Origin of the sequence: Kordiimonas sp. UBA4487 (assembly GCF_002389025.1) — a bacterium.
In the GTDB taxonomy this organism is placed as follows: domain Bacteria; phylum Pseudomonadota; class Alphaproteobacteria; order Sphingomonadales; family Kordiimonadaceae; genus Kordiimonas; species Kordiimonas lacus.
In genome coordinates this window covers 13636-34941 of the sequence record NZ_DGNR01000004.1, presented here as the reverse complement: position 1 = coordinate 34941, position 21306 = coordinate 13636, and the positions used below count along the sequence as shown (strand labels likewise).

The 21306-nt window shown below is 58.8% G+C and carries 21 protein-coding genes; 12 read left to right on the top strand and 9 right to left on the bottom strand.

Annotated elements, in window-relative coordinates:
* Nucleotides 1-112: 112 nt before the first annotated feature.
* A complete protein-coding gene (locus B3Z17_RS03880; RefSeq protein ID WP_286828621.1) occupies nucleotides 113-688 on the top strand; it encodes a hypothetical protein in 576 nt (191 codons plus the stop codon).
* Here B3Z17_RS03880 and B3Z17_RS03875 read toward each other — a convergent pair.
* From B3Z17_RS03875 to B3Z17_RS03865, 3 genes are all read right to left on the bottom strand, one after another.
* Nucleotides 685-2433 (bottom strand): amidohydrolase, encoded by a 1749-nt coding sequence (locus B3Z17_RS03875; protein ID WP_286828620.1) that lies wholly within the window; start codon nucleotides 2431-2433, stop codon nucleotides 685-687. The genes B3Z17_RS03880 and B3Z17_RS03875 overlap by 4 nt on opposite strands.
* Nucleotides 2434-2544: 111 nt before the next feature.
* Entirely contained in the window at nucleotides 2545-2973 is a 429-nt protein-coding gene (locus tag B3Z17_RS03870) for an organic hydroperoxide resistance protein (RefSeq protein WP_286828619.1), read from the bottom strand.
* A gap of 112 nt (nucleotides 2974-3085) precedes the next feature.
* Nucleotides 3086-3553 (bottom strand): MarR family winged helix-turn-helix transcriptional regulator, encoded by a 468-nt coding sequence (locus B3Z17_RS03865; RefSeq protein ID WP_286828618.1) that lies wholly within the window; start codon nucleotides 3551-3553, stop codon nucleotides 3086-3088.
* Nucleotides 3554-3722: 169 nt separating this feature from the next.
* Here B3Z17_RS03865 and B3Z17_RS03860 point away from each other — a divergent pair, with 169 nt between their 5' ends.
* The gene (locus tag B3Z17_RS03860) at nucleotides 3723-4559 is read left to right on the top strand and encodes a hypothetical protein (RefSeq protein ID WP_286828617.1); all 837 of its coding nucleotides are present in this window, start codon (nucleotides 3723-3725) and stop codon (nucleotides 4557-4559) included.
* 11 nt (nucleotides 4560-4570) lie between these two features.
* On the opposite strand, the gene B3Z17_RS03855 is transcribed toward B3Z17_RS03860, so the two are convergent.
* Nucleotides 4571-5248 (bottom strand): winged helix-turn-helix domain-containing protein, encoded by a 678-nt coding sequence (locus B3Z17_RS03855; RefSeq protein ID WP_286828616.1) that lies wholly within the window; start codon nucleotides 5246-5248, stop codon nucleotides 4571-4573.
* A 79-nt stretch (nucleotides 5249-5327) separates the two neighbouring features.
* On the opposite strand from B3Z17_RS03855, the gene B3Z17_RS03850 reads away from it, so the two are divergent.
* The 6 genes from B3Z17_RS03850 to B3Z17_RS03825 all read left to right on the top strand — a co-directional run bounded on the left by B3Z17_RS03850 (nucleotide 5328) and on the right by B3Z17_RS03825 (nucleotide 9753).
* Complete coding sequence (locus B3Z17_RS03850; protein WP_286828615.1) at nucleotides 5328-5678, top strand: NIPSNAP family protein; 351 nt, start codon at nucleotides 5328-5330, stop codon at nucleotides 5676-5678.
* Nucleotides 5675-6019, top strand: a complete 345-nt coding sequence (locus tag B3Z17_RS03845) for an antibiotic biosynthesis monooxygenase family protein (RefSeq protein ID WP_286828614.1) — start codon at nucleotides 5675-5677, stop codon at nucleotides 6017-6019. Before B3Z17_RS03850 ends, B3Z17_RS03845 begins: the two co-directional genes overlap by 4 nt.
* Nucleotides 6020-6075: 56 nt before the next feature.
* Complete coding sequence (locus B3Z17_RS03840) at nucleotides 6076-6492, top strand: hypothetical protein (protein WP_068303306.1); 417 nt, start codon at nucleotides 6076-6078, stop codon at nucleotides 6490-6492.
* Nucleotides 6493-6622: 130 nt separating this feature from the next.
* Nucleotides 6623-7246: a TonB-dependent receptor gene (locus B3Z17_RS03835; protein WP_286828613.1), complete on the top strand. Its 624-nt coding sequence runs from the start codon at nucleotides 6623-6625 to the stop codon at nucleotides 7244-7246.
* Nucleotides 7194-8795, top strand: a complete 1602-nt coding sequence (locus B3Z17_RS03830) for a TonB-dependent receptor (protein WP_286828612.1) — start codon at nucleotides 7194-7196, stop codon at nucleotides 8793-8795. The genes B3Z17_RS03835 and B3Z17_RS03830 overlap by 53 nt, the downstream gene beginning before the upstream one ends.
* Before the next feature lie 10 nt (nucleotides 8796-8805).
* Entirely contained in the window at nucleotides 8806-9753 is a 948-nt protein-coding gene (locus B3Z17_RS03825; RefSeq protein ID WP_286828611.1) for an alpha/beta hydrolase, read from the top strand.
* 186 nt (nucleotides 9754-9939) lie between these two features.
* Here B3Z17_RS03825 and B3Z17_RS03820 read toward each other — a convergent pair whose 3' ends face one another.
* Entirely contained in the window at nucleotides 9940-10545 is a 606-nt protein-coding gene (locus B3Z17_RS03820) for a peroxiredoxin (protein ID WP_068303295.1), read from the bottom strand.
* Between the two features lie 327 nt (nucleotides 10546-10872).
* Between B3Z17_RS03820 and B3Z17_RS03815 the strand changes: the two genes are divergently transcribed.
* From B3Z17_RS03815 to B3Z17_RS03805, 3 genes are all read left to right on the top strand, one after another.
* Entirely contained in the window at nucleotides 10873-11946 is a 1074-nt protein-coding gene (locus tag B3Z17_RS03815) for a helix-turn-helix domain-containing protein (protein WP_286828610.1), read from the top strand.
* 177 nt (nucleotides 11947-12123) lie between these two features.
* Entirely contained in the window at nucleotides 12124-12948 is an 825-nt protein-coding gene (locus B3Z17_RS03810) for a sterol desaturase family protein (RefSeq protein WP_286828609.1), read from the top strand.
* Between the two features lie 174 nt (nucleotides 12949-13122).
* Complete coding sequence (locus B3Z17_RS03805; protein WP_068303289.1) at nucleotides 13123-13572, top strand: DUF2147 domain-containing protein; 450 nt, start codon at nucleotides 13123-13125, stop codon at nucleotides 13570-13572.
* A gap of 75 nt (nucleotides 13573-13647) precedes the next feature.
* On the opposite strand, the gene B3Z17_RS03800 is transcribed toward B3Z17_RS03805, so the two are convergent.
* Nucleotides 13648-14565 (bottom strand): TraB/GumN family protein, encoded by a 918-nt coding sequence (locus B3Z17_RS03800; RefSeq protein WP_286828608.1) that lies wholly within the window; start codon nucleotides 14563-14565, stop codon nucleotides 13648-13650.
* Between the two features lie 173 nt (nucleotides 14566-14738).
* A complete protein-coding gene (locus B3Z17_RS03795; RefSeq protein WP_286828607.1) occupies nucleotides 14739-16610 on the bottom strand; it encodes a hypothetical protein in 1872 nt (623 codons plus the stop codon).
* Nucleotides 16611-16861: 251 nt separating this feature from the next.
* On the opposite strand from B3Z17_RS03795, the gene B3Z17_RS03790 reads away from it, so the two are divergent.
* Nucleotides 16862-17341: an Lrp/AsnC family transcriptional regulator gene (locus B3Z17_RS03790; RefSeq protein ID WP_068303281.1), complete on the top strand. Its 480-nt coding sequence runs from the start codon at nucleotides 16862-16864 to the stop codon at nucleotides 17339-17341.
* A gap of 86 nt (nucleotides 17342-17427) precedes the next feature.
* Here the strand turns inward: B3Z17_RS03790 and greA are convergent, their stop codons facing one another.
* Nucleotides 17428-17901: a transcription elongation factor GreA gene (greA, locus tag B3Z17_RS03785; protein WP_068303279.1), complete on the bottom strand. Its 474-nt coding sequence runs from the start codon at nucleotides 17899-17901 to the stop codon at nucleotides 17428-17430.
* Nucleotides 17902-18048: 147 nt separating this feature from the next.
* Nucleotides 18049-21303, bottom strand: a complete 3255-nt coding sequence (gene carB / locus B3Z17_RS03780) for a carbamoyl-phosphate synthase large subunit (protein WP_286828606.1) — start codon at nucleotides 21301-21303, stop codon at nucleotides 18049-18051.
* Between the last annotated feature and the right edge of the window lie 3 nt (nucleotides 21304-21306).

Genomic DNA, 21306 nt, shown 5'->3' with positions numbered 1-21306 from the left:
AAAGTTTTCGCTCTTATGCCGTATTTTGACAGCGCTGTCTATTGTCGCCGAAAATCCGATCTGTACATCGGCTTGGGATTCTGCTCTGCTGCGGCGAAACGGAGGGCAGGATATGCGATTCATCACGATTATTGCTTTGACAATCACGGCAGTTTCTTCAGCGGCTTTTGGCTGCGCGAATTTTCTGTTCAGCGATCTCAAGGACCAGTGCGGCAAGGCGTTTGAGGGCCGCGTGGTCGAGGACAGCACGAACGACCCGCGCTGGGGCAATGCGCGTCTTGTCATGCATATCCGTGACTGTTCCGACACGCAGCTTAAAATCCCGCTTCACATGGACGATGACCGCTCGCGCGTGTGGGTGATCACCAAACTGCCGGACGGCCATATGCAGCTGAAGCATGATCACCGTCATGCGGACGGCAGCGAAGACAAGGTTACCCAATATGGTGGGCGGACGCGTACCATCGCCAGCGCAAGCAGCTTCGATTTCCCGGTGGATGATGCGTCCATCGAGAATTTCATGGAAAATGGGCTTGAAGCGTCGGTCACCAATGTGTGGCAATTGCGGGTAGAGCAGGCACAGAATACCTTCCATTACCGGCTGGAGCGCCCAGGCCGGTCGTTCGAGATTGTCTTTGACCTCACGAAGCCTGTGCCTGTGCCGCCGCCCGCGTGGGACCTGCGCTAAAGCATCCCCATCAGCATATCCCACAGAAGGCCCGCGTTGGTGCGGGTTGTCTTGCGCGCGTCCACCCGGCGGCCCGCAATCCAGGTGCCTTCCACCTTGATGTCTTCAAGGCTCTCGGGGGCCACGGTCAGCGGGTTGGCGCTCATCAGCACCAAGTCTGCGGCCTTGCCGGCCTCGAGCGACCCGCGATCCTCTGCGAGGCCCAGTTGCCAGGCGGCGTCCAGTGTCATGGCCCTGAGCGCTTCAAGCGGCGTCAGGGCCTGATCGGGCGCGACCTTGGGGGCGTCCCGGCGCGGCTGGCGCGTGATGGCGGCCTTGAAGGTTCTTAAGGGCCCAACCGGCGTGGCCGGGTTGTCTGAATGCAGGCTGATACGGAGGCCAGCATCCAGCGCTGACCGCGTGGGCATATAGCGGGCGGTGCGCGCTTCGCCCACCAGGTCCGGCAGCCGGTGGCCATAGAAGGTGACATGATCAACAAAGAAGCTGGTGGTCATGCCCAGCCCGGCGGCGCGCGCGAGCTGCTCGCGTGCGATCAGGGCATTGTGCTCCAGCCGGTGGCGGTGGTCCGCGCGCGGGTGTGCCGCCAGCACGCTTTCCACCACATCCAACACCCGGTCTACTGCCCGTTCGCCCTGCACATGCACGGCAACCTGGTAACCGCGCTTGTGGTAGGTCTCGAACACCTTTCGGAAGGTCTCAAGCTCATGATTGAGCGCGCCCATATGGCCGGGCTCAAGGTGCAGGCGTTCGGTTGTCAGGTCTGTGGTCTCATAGGGTTCGGCAAAGGCGGCGCCGCCCGCGTAAGGCGAACCGTCCATCCAGAATTTCACGCCGATGATGGCGCCGGGTGTGTGCGGGTCTTCCGGCCCGCCAGAAGCGGGGATCTGATGCGGCAGTCCGTAGGTGACGGCTTGCACTGGCGCAGCCGGGTCTGCCGTCAGGCGTTTCATCAGGCCGGGCATATCATCGCCGCTGCCCACAAGCCCGGCGGCGGCAATGGTGGTGAAACCCGCACGGGCATAGGCGCCCAGCTGCAGGTTCACCAGAAGCTCATTTGCACCCAAAGGCGGCTTGGGCGCGTTCGCAAACAGGGCCTTGATGGCCGACACCTCGCGCACCACGCCGGTCAAGTTGCCGTCGGTGTCCTTGATGAATTCGCCGCCCATGGGGTTGGGGGTGGTTTCCGTGATGCCGGCGGCCTTAAGCGCGGCTGAGTTGGCATAGGCGTCATGCATCATCTGGGTCAGGATCACCAGCGGCCTCTCGGGCGCGATGGCGTCCAGTTCTTTGAGCGTCGGCGGTTCAAGATCATCCACCATCACTGGGTCCCAGCCGAAAGCCATGATCCAGCCGCCCGCAGTGAAGCCGTCTGCGGCCTCCTCAAGCGCCGCCATGATACTGGCGCGGGATGAATGGGTGAAGCCGCTGACGTCCACCGTGGCGCCGAACTGGGCGGTCGCGACCGGGTGGGTGTGCGGTTCAATCAGGCCCGGCAAAAGTGCGCGGCCCTTCAGGTTGATCCGCTTTGCGGCGCCCGAGGCCTGCGTGGCCACGGTGTCATAATCACCCACGGCGACAATGCGACCATGGCGCACCAGCAGGGCGTTCTGGGTGCCGTTCGTCACGGTCACTACATCGCCGCCATAAAACAGCGTCTCATCCTGCGGCGCCGGCGGCGCCAGCCAGATGTACAGACCGAGAGTGATGATGATCAGCGCGGCGGCTGCCTTGCGAACAAAGCCCATAAAATTCCCCTTTTCCTAAGCCATGAGAATAGGGCGGCGTGGGCGCGCGGCAAAATAAAAGGGCCCCACCAGTGGCGGGGCCCATTGGAAGCCGTGGCTTCTGATTGCCGATTAGTCCTTGAGCGTCAGAGTGACCTCAATATTGCCGCGGGTGGCGTTCGAATAGGGGCATACCTGATGCGCGGCATCCACCAGCTTCTGAGCGGTGTCCCGGTCGAGGCCCGGCAGGCTGACCTCAAGCGCCGCTTCAATGCCGAAACCGCCTGGGATGGGGCCAATGCCGACGCTGGCGTTGATGGATGTTTCAGCCGGCACCGTAACGCCGGTTTTGCCGCCCACGGCCTTCAGTGCGCCGATGAAGCAGGCCGCGTAACCGGCGGCGAACAGTTGCTCCGGGTTGGTGCCCGCGCCGTCATCGCCGCCCAGGCCCTTTGGGGTCGACAGGTCAACCGCCAGGCGCCCGTCGTCAGACTTTGCCGTGCCCGCGCGACCGCCCGTTGCGGTGGCATGGGCGGTATAAAGTGTTTTCTCAAGTTTCATGGTCATCTCCTTATATGTGCACAATTAAATCGTGCACTATTTAAATGGCTGACAGGTGAACCGGGTGGGCCGTTATGGGAAGGACCATCGGTTCGGGGAATGACCTGACGCGTCAGCCGGTTTTCATCAGGTCAGTGCGCAGGCGCTTGAGGGCGTCCCTGAGCGTGGTTAACTCACTGGGCGTGCAGCCGGTGGCCGTCACGGCCTCGCCCGGCACGCTGGCGGCGTCATCCTTCAGCGCCTTGCCTTTTGCTGTCAGGCTCACGCGCACCACGCGCTCGTCCTCGGCGGCGCGCTTGCGCTCAAGAATGCCCTGGGCTTCCAGCCGTTTCAGCAGCGGCGTCAGCGTAGCGCTATCCAGAAACAGCTTTTCGCCAATTTCCGACACCGTCATGCCGTCTTTCTCCCACAGCACCATCATCACCAGATACTGCGGGTACGTCAGGCCGAGCCGGTCCAGCATGGGCCGATACATTTTCTTCAGCGCATTCGTCGCCGAATAAAGCGCGAAACACAGCTGGTCATCCAGCTTCAGCGACAGCGCAGGCGCGTCAGGCGTATATGGGGGCGTGTTGCTCATAAGCCCTATTTAATCGCGCACGATTTAATTTCAAGGCTGCAGCAGAATGTTCTTGATTTGTTCTTGCTGTTTGCTACCCTATAGAGTAGTTTGGTGTAGTTAGTGTATTTTTGGTTGTTTTTTATATGGGTGGGGCAAACTTTACTCCGAAATAATACTCGGGGTGAACATGGAACAAATTCTGATTAAGTACGATGGTTACGATGCAGATCAGCATGAAATTGACTTGCGGCTCTTGGGGAAGTCTATTTCTGGATTTGAGCGAATAGTTACTTCAGGACTAGTCTTATTCGAGCACGGACGGTGGATTCGAAAAAAGGAGCAGCTTCCGATATTGTTGCGGGCTAAGCAGCCTCAACAGGGATCGTTTGAACTACCTGTGTATTTTGGGCATCTAGGCGGAGTGTTGCCACTTCTTCATCAGGCTCTCGCGGATAAAGTTCATGAAGTTGCATGGGAATGGTTGAGTTGGGTGATGGCATCATTGGCTGATAAGAAAAAAGAGGCGGATCCTCACTTTGAGGGGTTGATGGCATTACATAGAGAAATGGCTGACCGACATGAGCGATCTGAACGAGAGCACCGCGAATTTCTCCAGCAGACATTAGATAAGTCTCTTGCGTTTGCGAAGGATGTTGTTGCTCCGGTTGGGCATAGTTGTAAGTCCATTGATTTTGGTACTGGGCAGAGGTTTCATAAAAAAGTCGATATTCCGGATGCTGACAAAATTCGGTCCAAGAAAGATACTAAGCTTGATGATGAGAAAGAATATAAGCTGCGAATTGATGGCCTTGTAATTCATAATCACCGACTTCAAGTCGAATTGGCCCATGAGCCTGGCCATTATATACCTGCTGAGGTTCGAGACCCTGTCTATGATAGTCTTCCGAATCCATACATGGAGGCAATCAACGATCAAGATGTGATACGAGTTAAGGCGCGTGCAGAGCTAAAGTTCGGTGAGATATCTCGTCTCTATATCATGGGGTATCTGGGTAAGGGTTAGGTGTCGCAGGCCTATCCAAAGCTCCGCTCAAACGCCTCTTTGCCGCTTTTGGAGAACACCACCTCACGGCTGTCGGGCTTTCGTTTGGCCCAGCCGCTTGCGTACATATGGTCCAGAAGCGCGGCGCCGAGTGACCCTGCCAGGTGGGTGCGGCGTTCGCTCCAGTCCAGGCAGGCTTTGCAGAGCGGCCGGCGCGTGGCCTCGAGCGCGTCGAGCCTTAGGCCAAGGCCGGTGACAAAATCGCGCCCGGCGACGGTGAGTGCCGGTTCGCCAGCCTGTTCCGCCAGGTGCCCGCGCTTCAAGAGGCTCTCGTACAAGCGGATGCCCATGTCACCCGCCAGATGGTCATAACACACCCGCGCGTGCCGCATGGCCGGGTCCTTCGGGCCGGGCCGCGTGCGCACATGCCCAGCGCGCATGGCCACGCCCATCAGGCTTTCGAGCAGCTCCGCCACATCCGTATCCGCCAATTGATAATATCTGTGCCGCCCCTGTTTGCGGATAGTCAGCAGGCCGCCAGCTTCCAGCTTCGACAGGTGGCTTGAGGCCGTCTGTTTGGTCACGCCCGCTTCCGCCGACAGTTCCGTGGCCGTCAGCGCCATGCCGCCCATCAGCGCCGTCAGCATGTTGGCGCGGGCCGGGTCCCCGATCAGGGCGGCGATATGGGCAATGTCTGGTCCGTCTTTCATAGTTCGATCCTAATCGAAACAAGGATGTGCCGCAATCGGCTAAATCCTGTGCAGACATCAAATCTGTATGGAGGAAACCATGACCATCCTGTGCTGCATCAAATATACGCTCGATCCCTTCAAGCGCGCTGAGTTCGAAGCCTACGCCAAAAACTGGGCGGCGATCATCCCGCGCTGCGGCGGTGATCTGATCGGCTATTTCATGCCCCATGAGGGCACGGACAATATCGCCCTTGGGCTGATCTGCTTCGACAGCCTCGCGGCCTATGAAGCCTACCGCGCGCGCTTGCGTACCGATGAGGGCGGGGCGGCCAATTTCCAGATGGCACAGCGCGAACGCTTTATCCTCAGTGAAGAACGCACCTTCCTGCGCGCAGCCGCCGGGTCTGAGATGTTGCGTTTCTTTGAAGGGCGGGAGCAGGTGGCATGATCGCCGTGATCTTTGAGCTGGAGCCCAAGGACGGGCAGGAAGATGGCTATTTTAGTACCGCAGCCCAGCTCGCGCCGCTTCTTGGTGGCATCGACGGCTTTATCTCTGTCGAGCGGTTCGAAAGCCTGAAGCTGCCGGGTAAATATCTGTCGCTCAGTTTCTGGCGCGATGAGGCGGCGGTTCAGGCGTGGCGCAACCTGGAAGCCCACAGGGCCGGGCAGGCCCGCGGGCGTGGGGGCATATTCAGGGACTACCGCCTGCGTGTGGCCCATGTGGTGCGGGACTATGGCCTGAACGCGCGGGACGAAGCACCCGCGGATTCCCGCCATCATCACGAATAGCTGGGCCTGCAGAGTTATATCTTGCCCAACCATGGATAGTTGGGCATGGTATCCGCATGACCGAGCCGGCGGAAAAAATGGTGCCAGAAGAACGCCTTATCCAGTGGATGGAGGCGCTTGAAGCCTATGCGCGCGACTGGGATAAGGTGTTTGAAGGCCACCCGCATTATTTCACGCAGGAATATTGGTATCTGTTCGTGGGCGTTGTCACCAGCGCGTGGGAAGGCCGGTCGCTGACCATCAATGCAGCCTGCCAGATGATGAAAACCGGTTCCGCCCGAACCCGGGAAGACAGGCTGAAAAAAGCGGTGCAGGACGGGTATCTGTTGAAGGTGCGCAGTGAAAGTGACCGCCGCACCACTTATGTGATGCCGTCAGAGATGCTTGAAAGCAAAATCCGCGGGCATCTGGAACGTACCTATCTGCGCACTGCAGAAGCTTTTCTGCCTCACCAGAAGAATGGTCAGGCCTGACGGAAAAATATCCGCAGCTTTTGCGGATAAAATTACCCCAATCTTTTCGATTTTTTTGTTGTTTCCAATATGCAGGCTTAGGCGTGGGAGAGGCCCCCAAGGCCAAGGAAGTATGTTGGGAGAAACAACCATGCCTAAATTATACCGGACTGCTGTGTTGGGCAGCGTATCGGCAATTGCACTTGTGTCAGCAGTGCCCGCATCGGCGCAGGACACGGAACAGGATACCGGTTTCCAGATGGAGGAAATCACGGTTACCGCGCGCAAGCGGGAGGAAAGCCTGCAGGATACGCCTGTGTCTGTGACAGCCCTTGGAGCGCGCGCGCTGGCGCGGCTGCAGGCCACCGATGTGGGCGACATCCAGAACAGTGTGCCGGGCCTGACACTGCATGTGGGCGATGCATCGAACGCTGTGGTGTATGTGCGCGGTATCGGCCAGGTGGACAGCCTGGCGTTCGCGGACCCTGGCGTGGGCATTTATCTGGACGATGTGTATCTGGGGCGTGCCCAGGGCAGTTTCCTGGATATTTATGACGTGGAGCGCATTGAGGTGCTGCGGGGGCCGCAAGGCACGCTTTATGGCCGCAATACCATCGGCGGCGCGGTCAAGTTTGTCTCGAAGGCGCCGGCTGATGAGTTTGGCGTGGCGGCCGAGGTTGCGGGCGGCAATTATGGCCAGCGCCGGGCCAGGGTGGCGGTGGATGCCCCCCCTTGTGGAAGGCAAGCTGCTGACCAAGGCTGTGGTGGCCTATAATGGGCGGGACGGCTATGCCATCAACAGCGTGACGGGCGAGGATGACGGCGACAAGGAGGCCCTGAGCGCCCGGTTCGCGGTGCGTGCCCACCTGAGCGACCGTTTCATGTTCGACTTGAATGCGGACATCAGTGACGACGACAGCGATACATCGCGCACGCCAAACCGGGAAACCAGCGTGTTCGGCGTGGTGCCGGCGAGCGACGAGCCCTTTGAAGTGGACGCCGATTTCAATGATTTGAACAGGCTGAAAACCAAAGGCATTTCGGGTGTCGCCACCTATGACGTGAGCGACGCGATGACGCTGAAGTCCGTTACCGCTTATCGGACCATGAATTATGACACCCACCTTGACCTGGACGCCACGGCCCTTGCCTTCCTGGGCGTGTTTGTGGACGAGGACCAGAAGCAGTTCAGCCAGGAATTCCAGTTGTCGTACGAGGCGGAAAGCGGCCTGTCGTTCGTGGGCGGGCTGTATCATCTGCGCGAGCATGACATCACCATGTCCGGCATTTTTGGCCCGGCGATCGCCTTCATCACCAATTCCGTCAATGACCAGATCAACCGTAGCTACGCGGCCTATGGCCAGGCGGATATTCCGGTGACCGACAAGCTGACGCTGACAGCGGGCCTGCGCTTCACCTATGAAGAAAAGGAGTTCACCCGGGTTCAGGAATTCTTCGGTGCCGACACACCGCTGGTGCCCGAGATCGGCCAGGGCCTGCGCGTGACGGATGTGGTCGTGGAGGAAAACTGGAATAACCTGTCGCCAAAAGTTGGTATGAACTACCAGCTGGATGACGACCATATGCTGTACGCCAGCGCCAGCAAAGGCTTCAAAAGCGGTGGGTTTGACGGCCGGTCCAACAGTGATACGGAAGCCGTGCCCTATGACCCGGAAACCCTGTGGGCCTTTGAAGTGGGCAGCAAAAATACGCTGGCGGGCGGCAAGGCCACGCTGAACATCGCAGCCTTCTATAACGACTATAAGAACCTGCAGCTCTCAAGCTTCACGGCGGATGAGGGCGGCGCCTTCCAGGCCCTGTTCACCAATGCGGGTGCCGCCACCATCAAGGGGGTGGAACTTGAACTGGCTGCCCGACCCATTCCCGCCCTCAATCTGCAGGCGTCTGTCAGCTACACCGATGCCCAGTATGACGAATATATTGGCGAAGGCGGCGTGGACATCAGCCATGAGCGGCATCTGGTGAACGCGCCCGAATGGACGCTTTTCGCCGCTGTCGACTATGATATCGACCTCGCGAATGGGGCATCCATCCTGCTGCATGGTGACGCGGCCTACCGCAGCAAAACCTATCCCACCGTCAGCAGCAGCGAAATCCTGGTTGAGGACGGGTATGGCCTGTTGAACGCCCGGGTTGCCTACGAGGCCGCAAGCGGCAGCTGGAGCCTCTATGCAGGCGTCAAGAACATCACCGACACGCGCTACCGCACGCACGGCTTTGACCTGTCTGCGAGCCTTGGGTTCCAGATGGGATATTACGGCGCGCCCCGCACCTGGGCCGCGGGCCTTGAGTTCCGTTTCTAGGGCCGGGTGTATGAATAAGCCAATATTGGACGCTGATACCCAGCAGCTGCTGGCTGAGCTTGCAGCTGCTGAGGGCCCCTCATTTGATGACATGACGGTGCCGGAAAGGCGCTTGGGGCTGGAAGCCATGTTTCTTGAAACAGGGGCCCAGGCCCCCACCGTCGCAGTGCGGGAGTTTCAACTGCCAAGCCGTCAGGGCGTGCCCATCCATGGGCTGGCCTTGCAGCCTGATGGCGAAGCTGATGCACCGCTGCCGGTTCTTTTCATGATGCAAGGTGGTGGCTGGGCACTGTCAGGCGCGCGGCCCTATGTGCCCCTCGGTGCCTTGCTTGCAAATGCCCTTGGGCGGCTGGTCGTTCTGGTAGACTTCCGTCTGGCACCCGAACACAAGTTTCCTGCCGGGCTTGACGATTGCACGGATACCTATGCCTGGCTTCGGGAGAATGCCGGACAGCTGGGAGGGGACCCGGACAATATTGCCCTTTTTGGGGACAGCGCCGGGGGAAACCTGGCCGCGGCGGTGGCGCTGCGCTGCGCCCGCGCGGGTGAGCGTTTGCCCGAGGCGCTTGTGCTTGCCTATCCGATGATCGATGTGCGCATAGGGGCAGACCGGCGCTATCCTTCCCGTCAGATGTATGGGGGCGGCGACTATTTCCTGACAGAGGCCTCTGTCCAGGCCGCAACCCTTGATTATCTGGAATTCGAAGGGCTCAGGGATCATCCCCTGGTGTCGCTGGCCGGGAACCCGGATTTGGCAAAGTTGCCCAAAACCGTTCTCGTATTGCCGGGGCTGGACCCACTGCGGGATGAGGGCCTGGCCTTCGCGGACCGGCTTGAGGCCGAAGGTGTGGAGGTTCATTGCCGGGTTTTTGAAGGCACCATCCATGCCTTCCTGTCCTTGTTCCACAGGATCGCCATGGCGCGGGATGCCGTGGCTTTTATCAGGTCGCGTCTATAACCCCTCCGATAGACTCGACAAAAAAGCCCCGACCGTTATGGCCGGGGCTTTTGCTTGTCTGTTCGTCACTCACCGCTTGACCGGTTAGTCTATTTCGGGGGCGGTGCCCCTGGCTGTAGATTTGCCGATCAGGTGGCGTGCCACCAGCTTCGCAAACGGCGAATGACGATACTTGATCGCTTTGGCTTAAAGCTCGTCAGCGTGCTTGCCGAGGTATGCAGCAACGCCCGCGGCGTCGGCTTTCATGCCTTCGTCGCCTTTGTTCCAGCCAGCCGGGCATACTTCGCCGTGCTCTTCGTGGAACTGCAGCGCTTCAACCAGACGGACGAATTCGTCAACGTTACGGCCAAGCGGCAGGTTGTTCACAGTCTGGTGCCACACCAGGCCGTCTTTGCCGATCAGGAACGTACCGCGCAGCGCGATGCCAGCGTCCTCAATGAGAACGTCATAGTCGCGGGCGATCTGCTTGGTGACGTCAGCAACCATCGGGAAATCAACCGGGCCCAGGCCGCCTTCTTTGGTCGGCGTGTTGCGCCATGCAACGTGGCTGAACTGGCTGTCGATGGAACAAGCCACAACCTTCACGCCAAGCTCTTTGAACTTGTTCATGCGGTTGTGGAACGCCAGGATTTCAGATGGGCATACGAACGTGAAATCCAGTGGGTAGAAGAACAGCAGACCATAGTCGCCGCCAAGGTAGTCCTTGAGGTTGAATTCTTCGTTGATGGAACCGTCTTCCATGACTGCGACGGAAGTGAAGTCCGGTGCTTGTTTACCTGCGAGAACGGCCATGTGCCCCTCCTTGATTATGGGTGATAAATTTTCAAATCTCATGCGCGCGCGGTGAATGAAGCGTGCCTGATGGGGCGTGGAATCACCTCCGCGCTGGTGGGCCATACTGTATGCTTCTGCGGGGCAATTGCAACCGTGCGTTCTCGATTTCTGTAATCGATAAATGCGATTTATATCTTTCCAAATAAAAGCCTTAACCGTTTACCGAATTTGCAGGCTCCATGCAAGGATGAAGGTCAATTGCGTTCGGGGCTGATAATCGGGACTGGCAATTGGAAAATGCTTTCCCATATATATCCCCGGTTCCGCTTGGGGAGGGTCTGGCCGTTGGAAACACTTGACGATATCATCCGGTATAATGCTGTTGGCATGCTTGTATGGCTGTCGGTGCTGATGGTCCGCGACTTTTGTGACCGGCTGGCCTGCTGGCTTGGCAGCTTGTCGGCCATCTGTTCGGCGGCCTACCTGCTCGCATCAAAGCCTGGGCTGACGCTTTTCGGTGTGGATGCGGACTATCTGTTTTTTCCGTTTGCCTTCATCAGCCCCGTTGCAGCCTGGCTGTTTTCCCTGTCGCAGTTTGACGACCATTTTCGCATCCGGCGCTGGCATGTGGCAGTTGCGGTGGCGAAAGTGGTCACCGGTGGAGTTGCCTTCTATGAATGGCAACAGCTGGAAGGCATGACGCTGCATACCCAGATGACAGTCGCAGGCGCGCTGACCATTGCCATCGTCATTGGCATTCTGGCGCACCTGACCTACGTTGCCTGGCGTGGCCGCAATGACGACCTTGTTGAAGCGCGGAGGCGGTTCCGCACCGTGTTTGTCAGCGGGGTGATTATCATCAGTGCGGGTGTGATGGTCGCGGAGGTATTTCTCATCGGCTACGGTTTTGAACCCTACCTGCTTTTGTTGCAGTCCAGCTCGTTCCTGGCAATCGCGCTTTACCTGCATTGGCGCCTGACTGCGAGCGGTGGACAGGATCTGTTCTTTGTGGACAAAAGGCCCGTCACGGTTCCCGAAGTGCGCCCGTCGAACGGCAATGGCGATGCTGCCGACGCTGTGGACCTGGCGGTGATCCGAAAACTTGAGGACACAGGCTTTATCCTGGAGCCGAGCCTGACCATCGCGCGCATGGCAGAACAGGCCGGCATGCCCGAGCACCGTTTGCGGCGCCTGATCAACCAGGGTATGGGGTACCGGAATTTTGCCGACTATGTGAACCATCACCGCATCGCTGTAGCCCAGGAACGCCTGGCGTCCGTTGAGGACCGCAATCTGCCGGTCCTGACAATTGCCATGGATCTGGGCTATGGCTCGCTCGGCCCCTTCAACCGTGCCTTCAAGGAACGCACCGGCCAGACCCCCACCGAATATCGCAAAAATACCATCGCCGCCACGTAGGTTGTGCTGCGCCCTAGGCGGGCTGGCCGAAAGGTGAAAAAGCTGGCTGATTTCTGAAATCATTGGCTGATTTCGAATTCGATAAGACCCAAACCCCAATTCCTGTTGTTGTTCAGCTCATTGGCAAAACCCCGGCACAGGGGTGCCATAAAATGACGACAGCAGGAGACACAAACCTTGAACTTTTCCACGGAAACCCAAACCCTGATTGAGGGACTGATCGACTGGTTCCAAGTGATCCTGACGATCGATTTCGCGCGCTACCTGTTTGGGGCAGGGGGCGTTTTCCTCCTGACCTTGCTCGGGCGGCAGTGGCTGGCGACGCGGAAAATCCGCACCAAGTCCCCGCGCAGGCGGCAGATGATGCGCGAGTTCCGCGCGTCTCTGATTACCGTTTTTGTATTCGGTGTGGTTGGGCTTTCTACCAAGTTCGGGCTGGAAGCCGGCTGGATGGAAATCTATGGCGACATTGACGATTATGGCTGGGGCTATTTCACCTTTTCGCTGATTGCCATCATCATCCTGCACGATGCCTATTTCTATTGGACGCACCGGCTGATGCACCTCAAGGGCATGATGAAGCATATCCACTGGCTGCATCACCGGTCTCATAACCCCAGCCCCTGGGCGTCCTATAGTTTCGATATGCCGGAGGCAGCTGTGCACGCGCTTTTCGTGCCGCTTGCCCTTCTCCTTCTTCCCATGCACGGCCTGGCGATGTGGTTGTTCCTTGGTCATATGATCATCCGGAACGCAATGGGCCATTCTGGCTATGAGCTCTTTCCGCGTCGCTGGGCCGTGCACCCACTATTGGGGTGGCTTACGCTTGTCACCCACCACGACATGCATCACGCCAATGGCAATTATAATTTCGGCCTTTATTTCAGCTGGTGGGACCGGCTTATGGGCACCGAGCACCCGGATTATCTGGCCCGGGTAACGGGTGATCCAGACCGCTGCCGGGCCCCGCTGGGCGTTACGGGGGCCAAAGAAAATGCATAGCTCATACATTAATGAAAGTTCAGCTATGCGTTTATTGGGGGTGGTATTAAAAGGTCGCCCCCGCCATATGCAGCACCATGTAACCGAGCGCGTAATGAGCTCCTTTGTTGGTGTCGCACAGAAACGGCCCGTGGCCGAAGACATATCCTTCCCAAAGAACGCGAGGACAAAGAGATGAAAACTTTTGTAAAAACACTGGGCGCAGCAGCCCTTCTGACCGGCCTGGCAACCTCAGGTGCCACTGCCGCAGACGCAGACCTGGTAAAAGGCTTCTGGCTGACTGGCGATAAGGGCCAGGTTGTCGAAATCAAAGCCTGTGATGAAGGCTCATCCCGCCTGTGTGGCGATGTGGTCTGGAGCCCAGCGGGCACGCCTGACGAAACCCTGGTACTGCTGGGCCTCAAGCCATCGCGCGCCAACCTTTCCAAAGGCCACTTCTGGAACAAAGGCAAAGTGATTGACCTCGAAAGCGGCAAGAAACGTGGGGGCAGCATCGAGCTTCTCGAAGACGGCACGCTGAAGGTTGCCTCCTGCAAGCGCAACCTGTGCAACAATCAGGTTTGGGAACGCCCAAGCGCTGAGATGGCTGAACTGCCAGAGCATATCCGTCTCGCCAGCCGCTAAGCAGGCCTGACAGGAATAGAAAAGGGCGGACCCCAGCGGGCCCGCCCTTTTTATTTGTCCGAACCTGACGCGCTGCTATTGCCGCACTGCGGTCAGGCCGTATTTTTCTTTCAGCAGTTCCTGCACCGAATCCTGACCCGCCAAGTGCGCAGCGCCAACCGCGATGAAGATTTTGCCTTCGCCGTCCATCATGGTTTTGATCTGGTCTGCCCAGTCCATGTTGCGGTTAAGGAGGAGCGCGTTGGCCAGCGAGTCCTGGCCTACCATGGCGGCTTGCATTTTGTCGCCAAGCGCGCCCATATTGCCGGTGAGCCACAGGTCAACAATCTCATCCAGCATGTCCGGGTCTTCCACCATCTGACGCACACTTTCCTCAAAGAAAGCCAGTTCGTCTTCGAAGCTCAGGTTGCCGAAGACCTGCATCTGCTGGTCCAGCGTCTCAAGGTAAGCAAGAGACTTGCCTTTTGCCTTTGCTTCCCGCCACAGGATGCTGTCTACGCCAGCTTCCGGGCTGCCGCCACGGGCCTGCAGCATCAAGGCCTGAAGGCTGATGCCGGCCAACCAGGGCCGGTAGGGCGCGAAGTTGTTCACAGCGGCAGCGGGCTGCCCCATGGAGGTGAGGACCGCCTCAAAATTGTTGCGTGCTTCGGGGCTCAGTTTGGTCAGGAAGGATGGGCCGGACAGGTTGATACCATACGTTTGCACCAGTTTCATCTGGGTTGCGGGCGCAATATCCACAGCTGGCGCTTCTGTCATCAGTGTGTCAGCGGCATCAAAAGCCGCGCTGATCTTGTCCGACCGCCACTGGATGGTTGGGTTCATGATGTGAACCGTGCCCAGGAGCCAGATTTCACTGTCCGCGTCCGACAGCTTCCACAAGGGAACGTCTGCTGCCTGTGCGCGGGCCGGGGATGCAAAGGCGAAAATTGCCAGCACCACCATAGGCGCCAGAAGGGCACCGATTGTGCGTTTAAGGGTCAATTCAAAAGTCATTATCGTATCCTCAAAGTCTGTGTGTCGTGACCGGGCCACGGTTTCGTGTGCCATTTGTCTGTTCAGTCTTATGACGGCGCCAAAGCTTACAGACCAGACCTAAAAAATTTAGGTCTGGCTGATTTTACCGTCTGCAGATGAACTGATGATGACTGCCCCGGAAGGACGGCAGGCTATTTCTTCAATTGGGATTTGAGGGCGCGGGCGCAGGCAGTTGCGATTTCCGACTGCAGCCGTACCTGTGCGATGGCGCCTTTTTCCCCGGCGTCTGTCAGGCGGGCGAGGGATTCTTCCAGCAGCTGCAGGGTTGCCAGAATTTCTTCCTGTGCTGCATCTGTTTCTGGCGCTTGTGGCGATGTATCGTCGGGTTCTGCCGCCTGCTTGCCGTACCGCGTGGCTTCCTGCTGTGGGGACAGCGGCGAAAGCGCATCAGAGACCGCCTCGCGCACCATGGCGGCCGCCGTGCTGTTGATCATGTCGGCAATGGGGTTCCGCTTGGGGGCATCACTCGCCGCCTCACCAGATGTGGCCTTGCTTTCCGCCATGCGTTGGTCGGTGGCCAGCTCTGCTTCCCGTGTTTCAATGGCAGACTGCAGCACACTCGGGCTATCTGCGAAGGCGGCTGGCGCCGGTGCAGGCTTACGCGTGGCTGGTGCGGCCGTATCGTGCTCGTCGTCAAGGAACAGAGGCTGGTCGTAGGTCAGCGTTTCTGTGCTTTTGGTTTCACTTGCGGGCTTTACCGGCGTCAGGATGCCTTCAAAGCCTTCAAAGATACCGCTTGTGGGGTTGAACACCGGCGCAGCTTCAAGCGTCCAGTGCTGTAACTGTGTATCCAGTTGCGGCAGGCTGATGGGCGCATCATGGATAGTGCTGCGGCGCTGGAACGCGCGGCTTACAGGATGGTCCAGCTTGGTATTCAGGCCCAGCATATCCAGCATGGCTGTGCCGATCAGGCGTGCGGCACCACCATAAATCTTGGCGGCGAACGGCGACACCAGGGTGATAAAGCCGTCACGGTCACTGCGCCAGGCCCAGCCGCCAGGGCCGGGATCGCGCAGGAAGCGCTGTTTCACCTGTTCGGCGCCGTGGGTGGAAGCCGCAGTATCCGGGGCTGTTTCAGTTAACTGCCCCGTGGCAACTGGGGTGCTTGACTGCACGACAGTGTCGGTCAGCTGGCGCGGGCGGCTATCGGCGCCCTGGTCCGATGTGCCAACCATCTTGGTCTCTGGCGCATTGGTGCGGTCGCTCATGCGCTCGGCAATCAGGTCTTCGTCCGTGCGCAGAATTCTGAGGCTGGCTGCCTTCTTTTCAAAACTCTCGACAGGACCGAAGCCTTCCGGGCGCAGCCGGGTCACGGTGGCGGCAAAACCTGTGTTGTCGCCGGTTGACCCTGCGGTCATGACAGCAGCGCTGCCGCCGCCCGCCGCAACGCGGCGCGGCTCGATTTCCTCAATGTGGTGGGTGTCCTGCTGCTCGTCCACGGCTTCGCTGGCGTCAGCCGTATCTGGCTGTGCGCCCAGGTCATCACGCCAGAGCGCCAGCGTGGAGCGGCCTTCAAACGGCGGCGCGGCGGGAGCGGCGCGGGCAAGCGCAATCCACACATTGGCGGAAAGGTCAGAGCGGGTTGCCAGAATCTGGTGATGTTCGCGGCCGGTCTGGCCGATCAGCTCAATAATGTCATCTTCATCGAACGGGGCGTTTTTCAGCAGGTCTTCCATCAGGCTGGCGCGGTCACGCACAAGGCGGTGCACCAGGTCCATTGGCGGTTTGGCCTGGCCCGCCAAAATTTCGGAAACAGTGCGCCGGCTGTCGGGCTCAACGTGAGGGATCAGGGCTTCAACCACATCCAGAAGCTGCGCACGCGTGGGCTCTTTCACAGGCGCCTTGCCTGTGAGGAACATGTCCACCAGCGACCGGAAAAGGGTTGTGCGGTCTTCGCCATCGCGCTCACGCGCGTAGGCCACCAACTCCCGAATCCGACTGTCCAGTGCGTTCATGTCGAATGCCGACACTTTGCCCACTTCGATACCCACTTCAACTGTCACGCATCACGAAGCATATGCCGCGCAATACCATGGCCGTCCCAGCCAGGAAAATTTTGTTTTTAAGTGGGGTGAAAATAGCTCCCGAATCACCCTGACTTCTATACTACTCAAAAAGAATCATGATGCTAGTGATGATTAACATTAGAAATATAATTGTTTGAAATTGGAACTTTATTTTAAAAACGCCCTTCTGTAGTATGCGGGTCAGTCCCTCGGGGGGATGTTTCGGGGGTTATTCAAGGAGTATAAGTATGGGGCGTGTCAAACTTGATGCGGTCGACCGCAAAATCCTGTCGTGCCTGCAGGCCGAAGGACGTATCACGAATGTGGAACTTGCGGAACGGGTGGGGATTACGGCCCCGCCATGCCTGCGTCGCGTGCGCGCACTTGAGGAAGAAGGGTACATCCGTGGCTACCACGCTGACCTGAACCAGGAAGCGCTGGGCTATGGCTTGACGGTATTCGCCATGGTTGGCCTGCACAGCCAGGCAGAGGCAGACCTTCAGAAGTTCGAGGAACAGTGCAAAGGCTGGCCGATGGTGCGTGAATGTTTCATGCTCAATGGCGAGATCGATTTCATGCTGAAAATCGTCGCCCACGACCTGGCGGCTTTCCAGCATTTCCTGACCAGCGAACTGACGCCGGCGCCCAATGTGGCCAGCGTGAAGACGTCGCTGACGATCCGGACGAGCAAGCATACGCCGGGTGTACCGCTGCCTGAAGTGTCGTGAATTTAGTTAGAGGCGGTTTAAAGACCCATGAAAAAGCCCGCTGGTGTCAGCGGGCTTTTTGTTTGTCTGCTATCTGGCGCGGCTACCTATTTGAATTCCACCTTGGAAATCTCATAGTAGCGCTCGCCGCCTGGCGTTTTCACTTCCACTTCAACGCCCACGTTGCGGCCAATCAGGGCGCGTGCGATCGGGCTTTGGTAGGAAATCTTGCCGGCTTTGACATCACCTTCATCGGCGCCGACAATCTGGTAGATCACTTCTTCGTCGTCTTCATCGATAAGCGTGACAGTGGCGCCAAACACGACCTTGTCGCCTGAAAGGCTGGTCGGGTCGATCACCTGGGCGCGCGACAGCTTGCCTTCAAGCTCCATGATGCGGCCCTCAATGTGGCCCTGGCGCTCTTTTGCAGCGTGATATTCAGCGTTCTCGGAAAGGTCGCCATGGGCGCGCGCTTCTTCAATCGCCGCCACCACAGAGGGGCGCTCAACGCTTTTCAGATTCTTCAGTTCTGCAGCCAGACGGTCGTAACCGTCCTGAAGCATGGGCACTTTGTCGTTCATGTGTCCCGTCCGTTGTTATTTTTCATTACAGGGCCAGCACAGTGCCGACCGTATACAAAACAGGAGCGCCGACCCGTTGGGGCCGGCGCACTTATTTCCATTTAGTCACAATTTGGCAAAAAATCAAGCCAGATCGGATGGTCGCGCCTAGGCCGCGAAATCCTGCAGGCGTTTGACATCAAGCGTTTTGGCCTTCAGGGCCTTCAGGGCCTGCACCGATGCTGCCGCCGCTGCCATGGTGGTATAGTATGGCAGTTTCATCAGAAGCGCGGTGTTCCGAAGCTCGAAGCTGTCCTTGATGGCCTGTTTGCCCTCGGTGGTGTTGAACATCAGCTGCACTTCGCCGTTTTTCATGATGTCCAGCACGTGCGGGCGCTGGCCTTCTGTCACCTTGAATACACGCTTCACTTCAAGCCCGTTGGTCTTGAGGTAATCTGCGGTGCCGCCGGTGGCGATAACGTCATAGCCCATGTCCAGAAGGTCGCGCACCAGGGGTACCAGCGCGTATTTGTCACCGTCCTTCACGGATACGAACACCTGGCCGCTTTCCGGCAGTTTCACGCCCGCCGCAAGCTGCGATTTGTAGAAGGCCATCGGGAAGTTGTCGGCAATGCCCATCACTTCGCCGGTGGATTTCATCTCTGGCCCCAGAAGCACGTCCACGCCCGGGAAGCGCGCCCAAGGAATTACCACTTCCTTCACCGCGACATGTTCGGTGATTGGGTCCTTGAGGTCGAATTCCGTCAGCTTGCGGCCGGCCATCACTTGTGCCGCAATGGCAGCCACGGGGTAGCCCACGGCTTTAGCCACAAATGGTACGGTCCGGCTGGCGCGCGGGTTGACCTCAATCAGGTACACATCGCCTTCCTTGACCGCGAACTGCACGTTCATCAGGCCAACCACATTCAGCGCCTTTGCAAGTTCGCGCGCCTGGCGCTTCACTTCATTGACGATGCCAACAGGCAGGCTGTAGGGCGGCAGGCTGCACGCGCTGTCGCCAGAGTGGATGCCCGCTTCCTCAATGTGTTCCATGATGCCGGCGATATGGATGTTTTCGCCGTCAGAAAGCGCGTCGACGTCTACTTCAATCGCGTCCTTGAGGAAGCCGTCGATCAGCACGGGGCTGTCGCCGGACACATGCACCGCTTCAGCGATATAGCGGTCCAGGCCTTCCTGGTCATAGACGATTTCCATCGCCCGGCCGCCCAGCACATAGCTTGGGCGGATCAGAACCGGGTAGCCAACGCGGTCGGCCACCTTGATGGCTTCTTCATGGCTGCGCGCCAGGCCGTTGCTTGGCTGTTTCAGGCCCAGTTTTTCAACCAGTTCCTGGAAGCGCTCGCGGTCTTCCGCCAGGTCGATGGCGTCCGGGCTGGTGCCCAGGATCGGGATGCCGGCAGCTTCAAGCGCATGCGCCAGCTTCAGCGGCGTCTGGCCACCGAACTGCACAATCACACCCTTCACGGTGCCGTTTTCCTGTTCCTTGCGGATGATCTCAACCACGTCTTCGGCCGTCAGGGGCTCGAAATACAGGCGGTCCGAGGTGTCATAGTCGGTCGACACGGTCTCCGGGTTACAGTTGATCATGATGGTCTCATAGCCCGCGTCAGAGAGCGAGAAGCAGGCGTGACAGCAGCAATAATCGAACTCGATGCCCTGGCCGATCCGGTTCGGCCCGCCACCCAGGATCACGATCTTTTCGCGGTCGGTCGGGTTGGCTTCGCATTCAGGCTTCTCGCCCGCCGCGAAGGTCTCGTAGGTGGAGTACATGTAAGGCGTTTTGGCTTCAAACTCGGCCGCGCATGTGTCGATGCGCTTGAAGCTTGGGCGCACGTCCATATCCAGCCGCGCTTTCATCACCGCCGCTTCCGGCACACCGGCCAGCTTGCCGATGCGGGCGTCGGAGAAGCCGTGCATTTTCAGTTTCCTGAGCTGGCGCGCGTCCGTCGGCAGGCCGTCATCAGCGATGCGCTTTTCCATGCCTACCAGCATTTCGAACTGGCGCAGGAACCAGGGTTCATAGTGAGTGATGCTGTGAATTTCCTCGAGCGTCATGCCCTCGCGGATGGCCTGCACGATGCGCAAGAGCCGGTCGGGCTTGGCCACGGCCAGGTCACGCACGATCGGGGAGAAATCACCGCTGCCGGGCACATAGCCGTCGAATTTCACTTCATCGAGGCCCGACAGGCCGGTTTCCATGGACCGCATGGCTTTCTGCAGGCTTTCGGTAAAGTTCCGGCCCACGGCCATCACTTCGCCCACGGATTTCATCGCGGTCGACAGCACCTGTTTGGTGCCGGCGAATTTCTCAAACGTGAAGCGCGGTACCTTGGTGACCACATAATCGATGGTTGGTTCGAACGACGCAGGCGTGACGCCCGTGATGTCGTTATCCAGCTCATCCAGCGTGTAGCCGACAGCCAGCTTGGCCGCGACCTTGGCGATCGGGAAGCCGGTGGCCTTGGATGCCAGCGCGGACGAGCGGCTCACACGCGGGTTCATTTCAATCACGATCAGGCGGCCGGTTTCCGGGTTCACGGCGAACTGCACGTTCGACCCGCCGGTTTCCACGCCGATTTCACGCAGAACCGCAAGCGATGCGTTCCGCATCACCTGATATTCCTTGTCCGAAAGCGTCAGGGCAGGCGCGATGGTGATGCTGTCGCCGGTGTGCACGCCCATCGGGTCCACATTCTCGATCGAGCAGACAATGATGCAGTTGTCGTTTTTGTCCCGCACCACTTCCATCTCATATTCTTTCCAGCCCAGGATGCTTTCCTCAACCAGCACTTCGTTGGTGGGGGATGCGTCCAAGCCCGCTTTGACGATGGCTTCGAACTCTTCCTTGTTGTAAGCCACACCGCCACCGGTGCCGCCCATGGTGAAGGACGGGCGGATGATCGCCGGTAGGCCCGTGATCTCTTCCATCACGGCGATGGCTTCTTCGTAGCTGTGGGCTGTGCGGCCGCGGCAGACCTCAAGGCCGATCTTTTCCATCGCGGCATTGAAGCGGCGGCGGTCTTCGGCCTTGTCGATCGCGTCCTCGGACGCGCCAATCAGCTGAACACCGTATTTTTCAAGCGTGCCGTCCTGCGCCAGCGCCAGGCCTGTATTCAGGCCGGTCTGGCCGCCCATGGTGGGCAGCAGTGCGTCGGGGCGCTCTTTCTCGATGATCTTGGCGACAACCTCAGGCGTGATCGGCTCCACGTAGGTTGCGTCTGCCACCTCGGGGTCGGTCATGATGGTGGCTGGATTACTGTTCACCAGGATGACCCGGTAGCCTTCTTCCCTGAGCGCCTTACAGGCCTGGGTGCCGGAATAGTCAAATTCACACGCCTGCCCGATGATAATGGGGCCCGCGCCGATAATCAGAATGCTTTTGATGTCGGTTCTTTTTGGCATTGG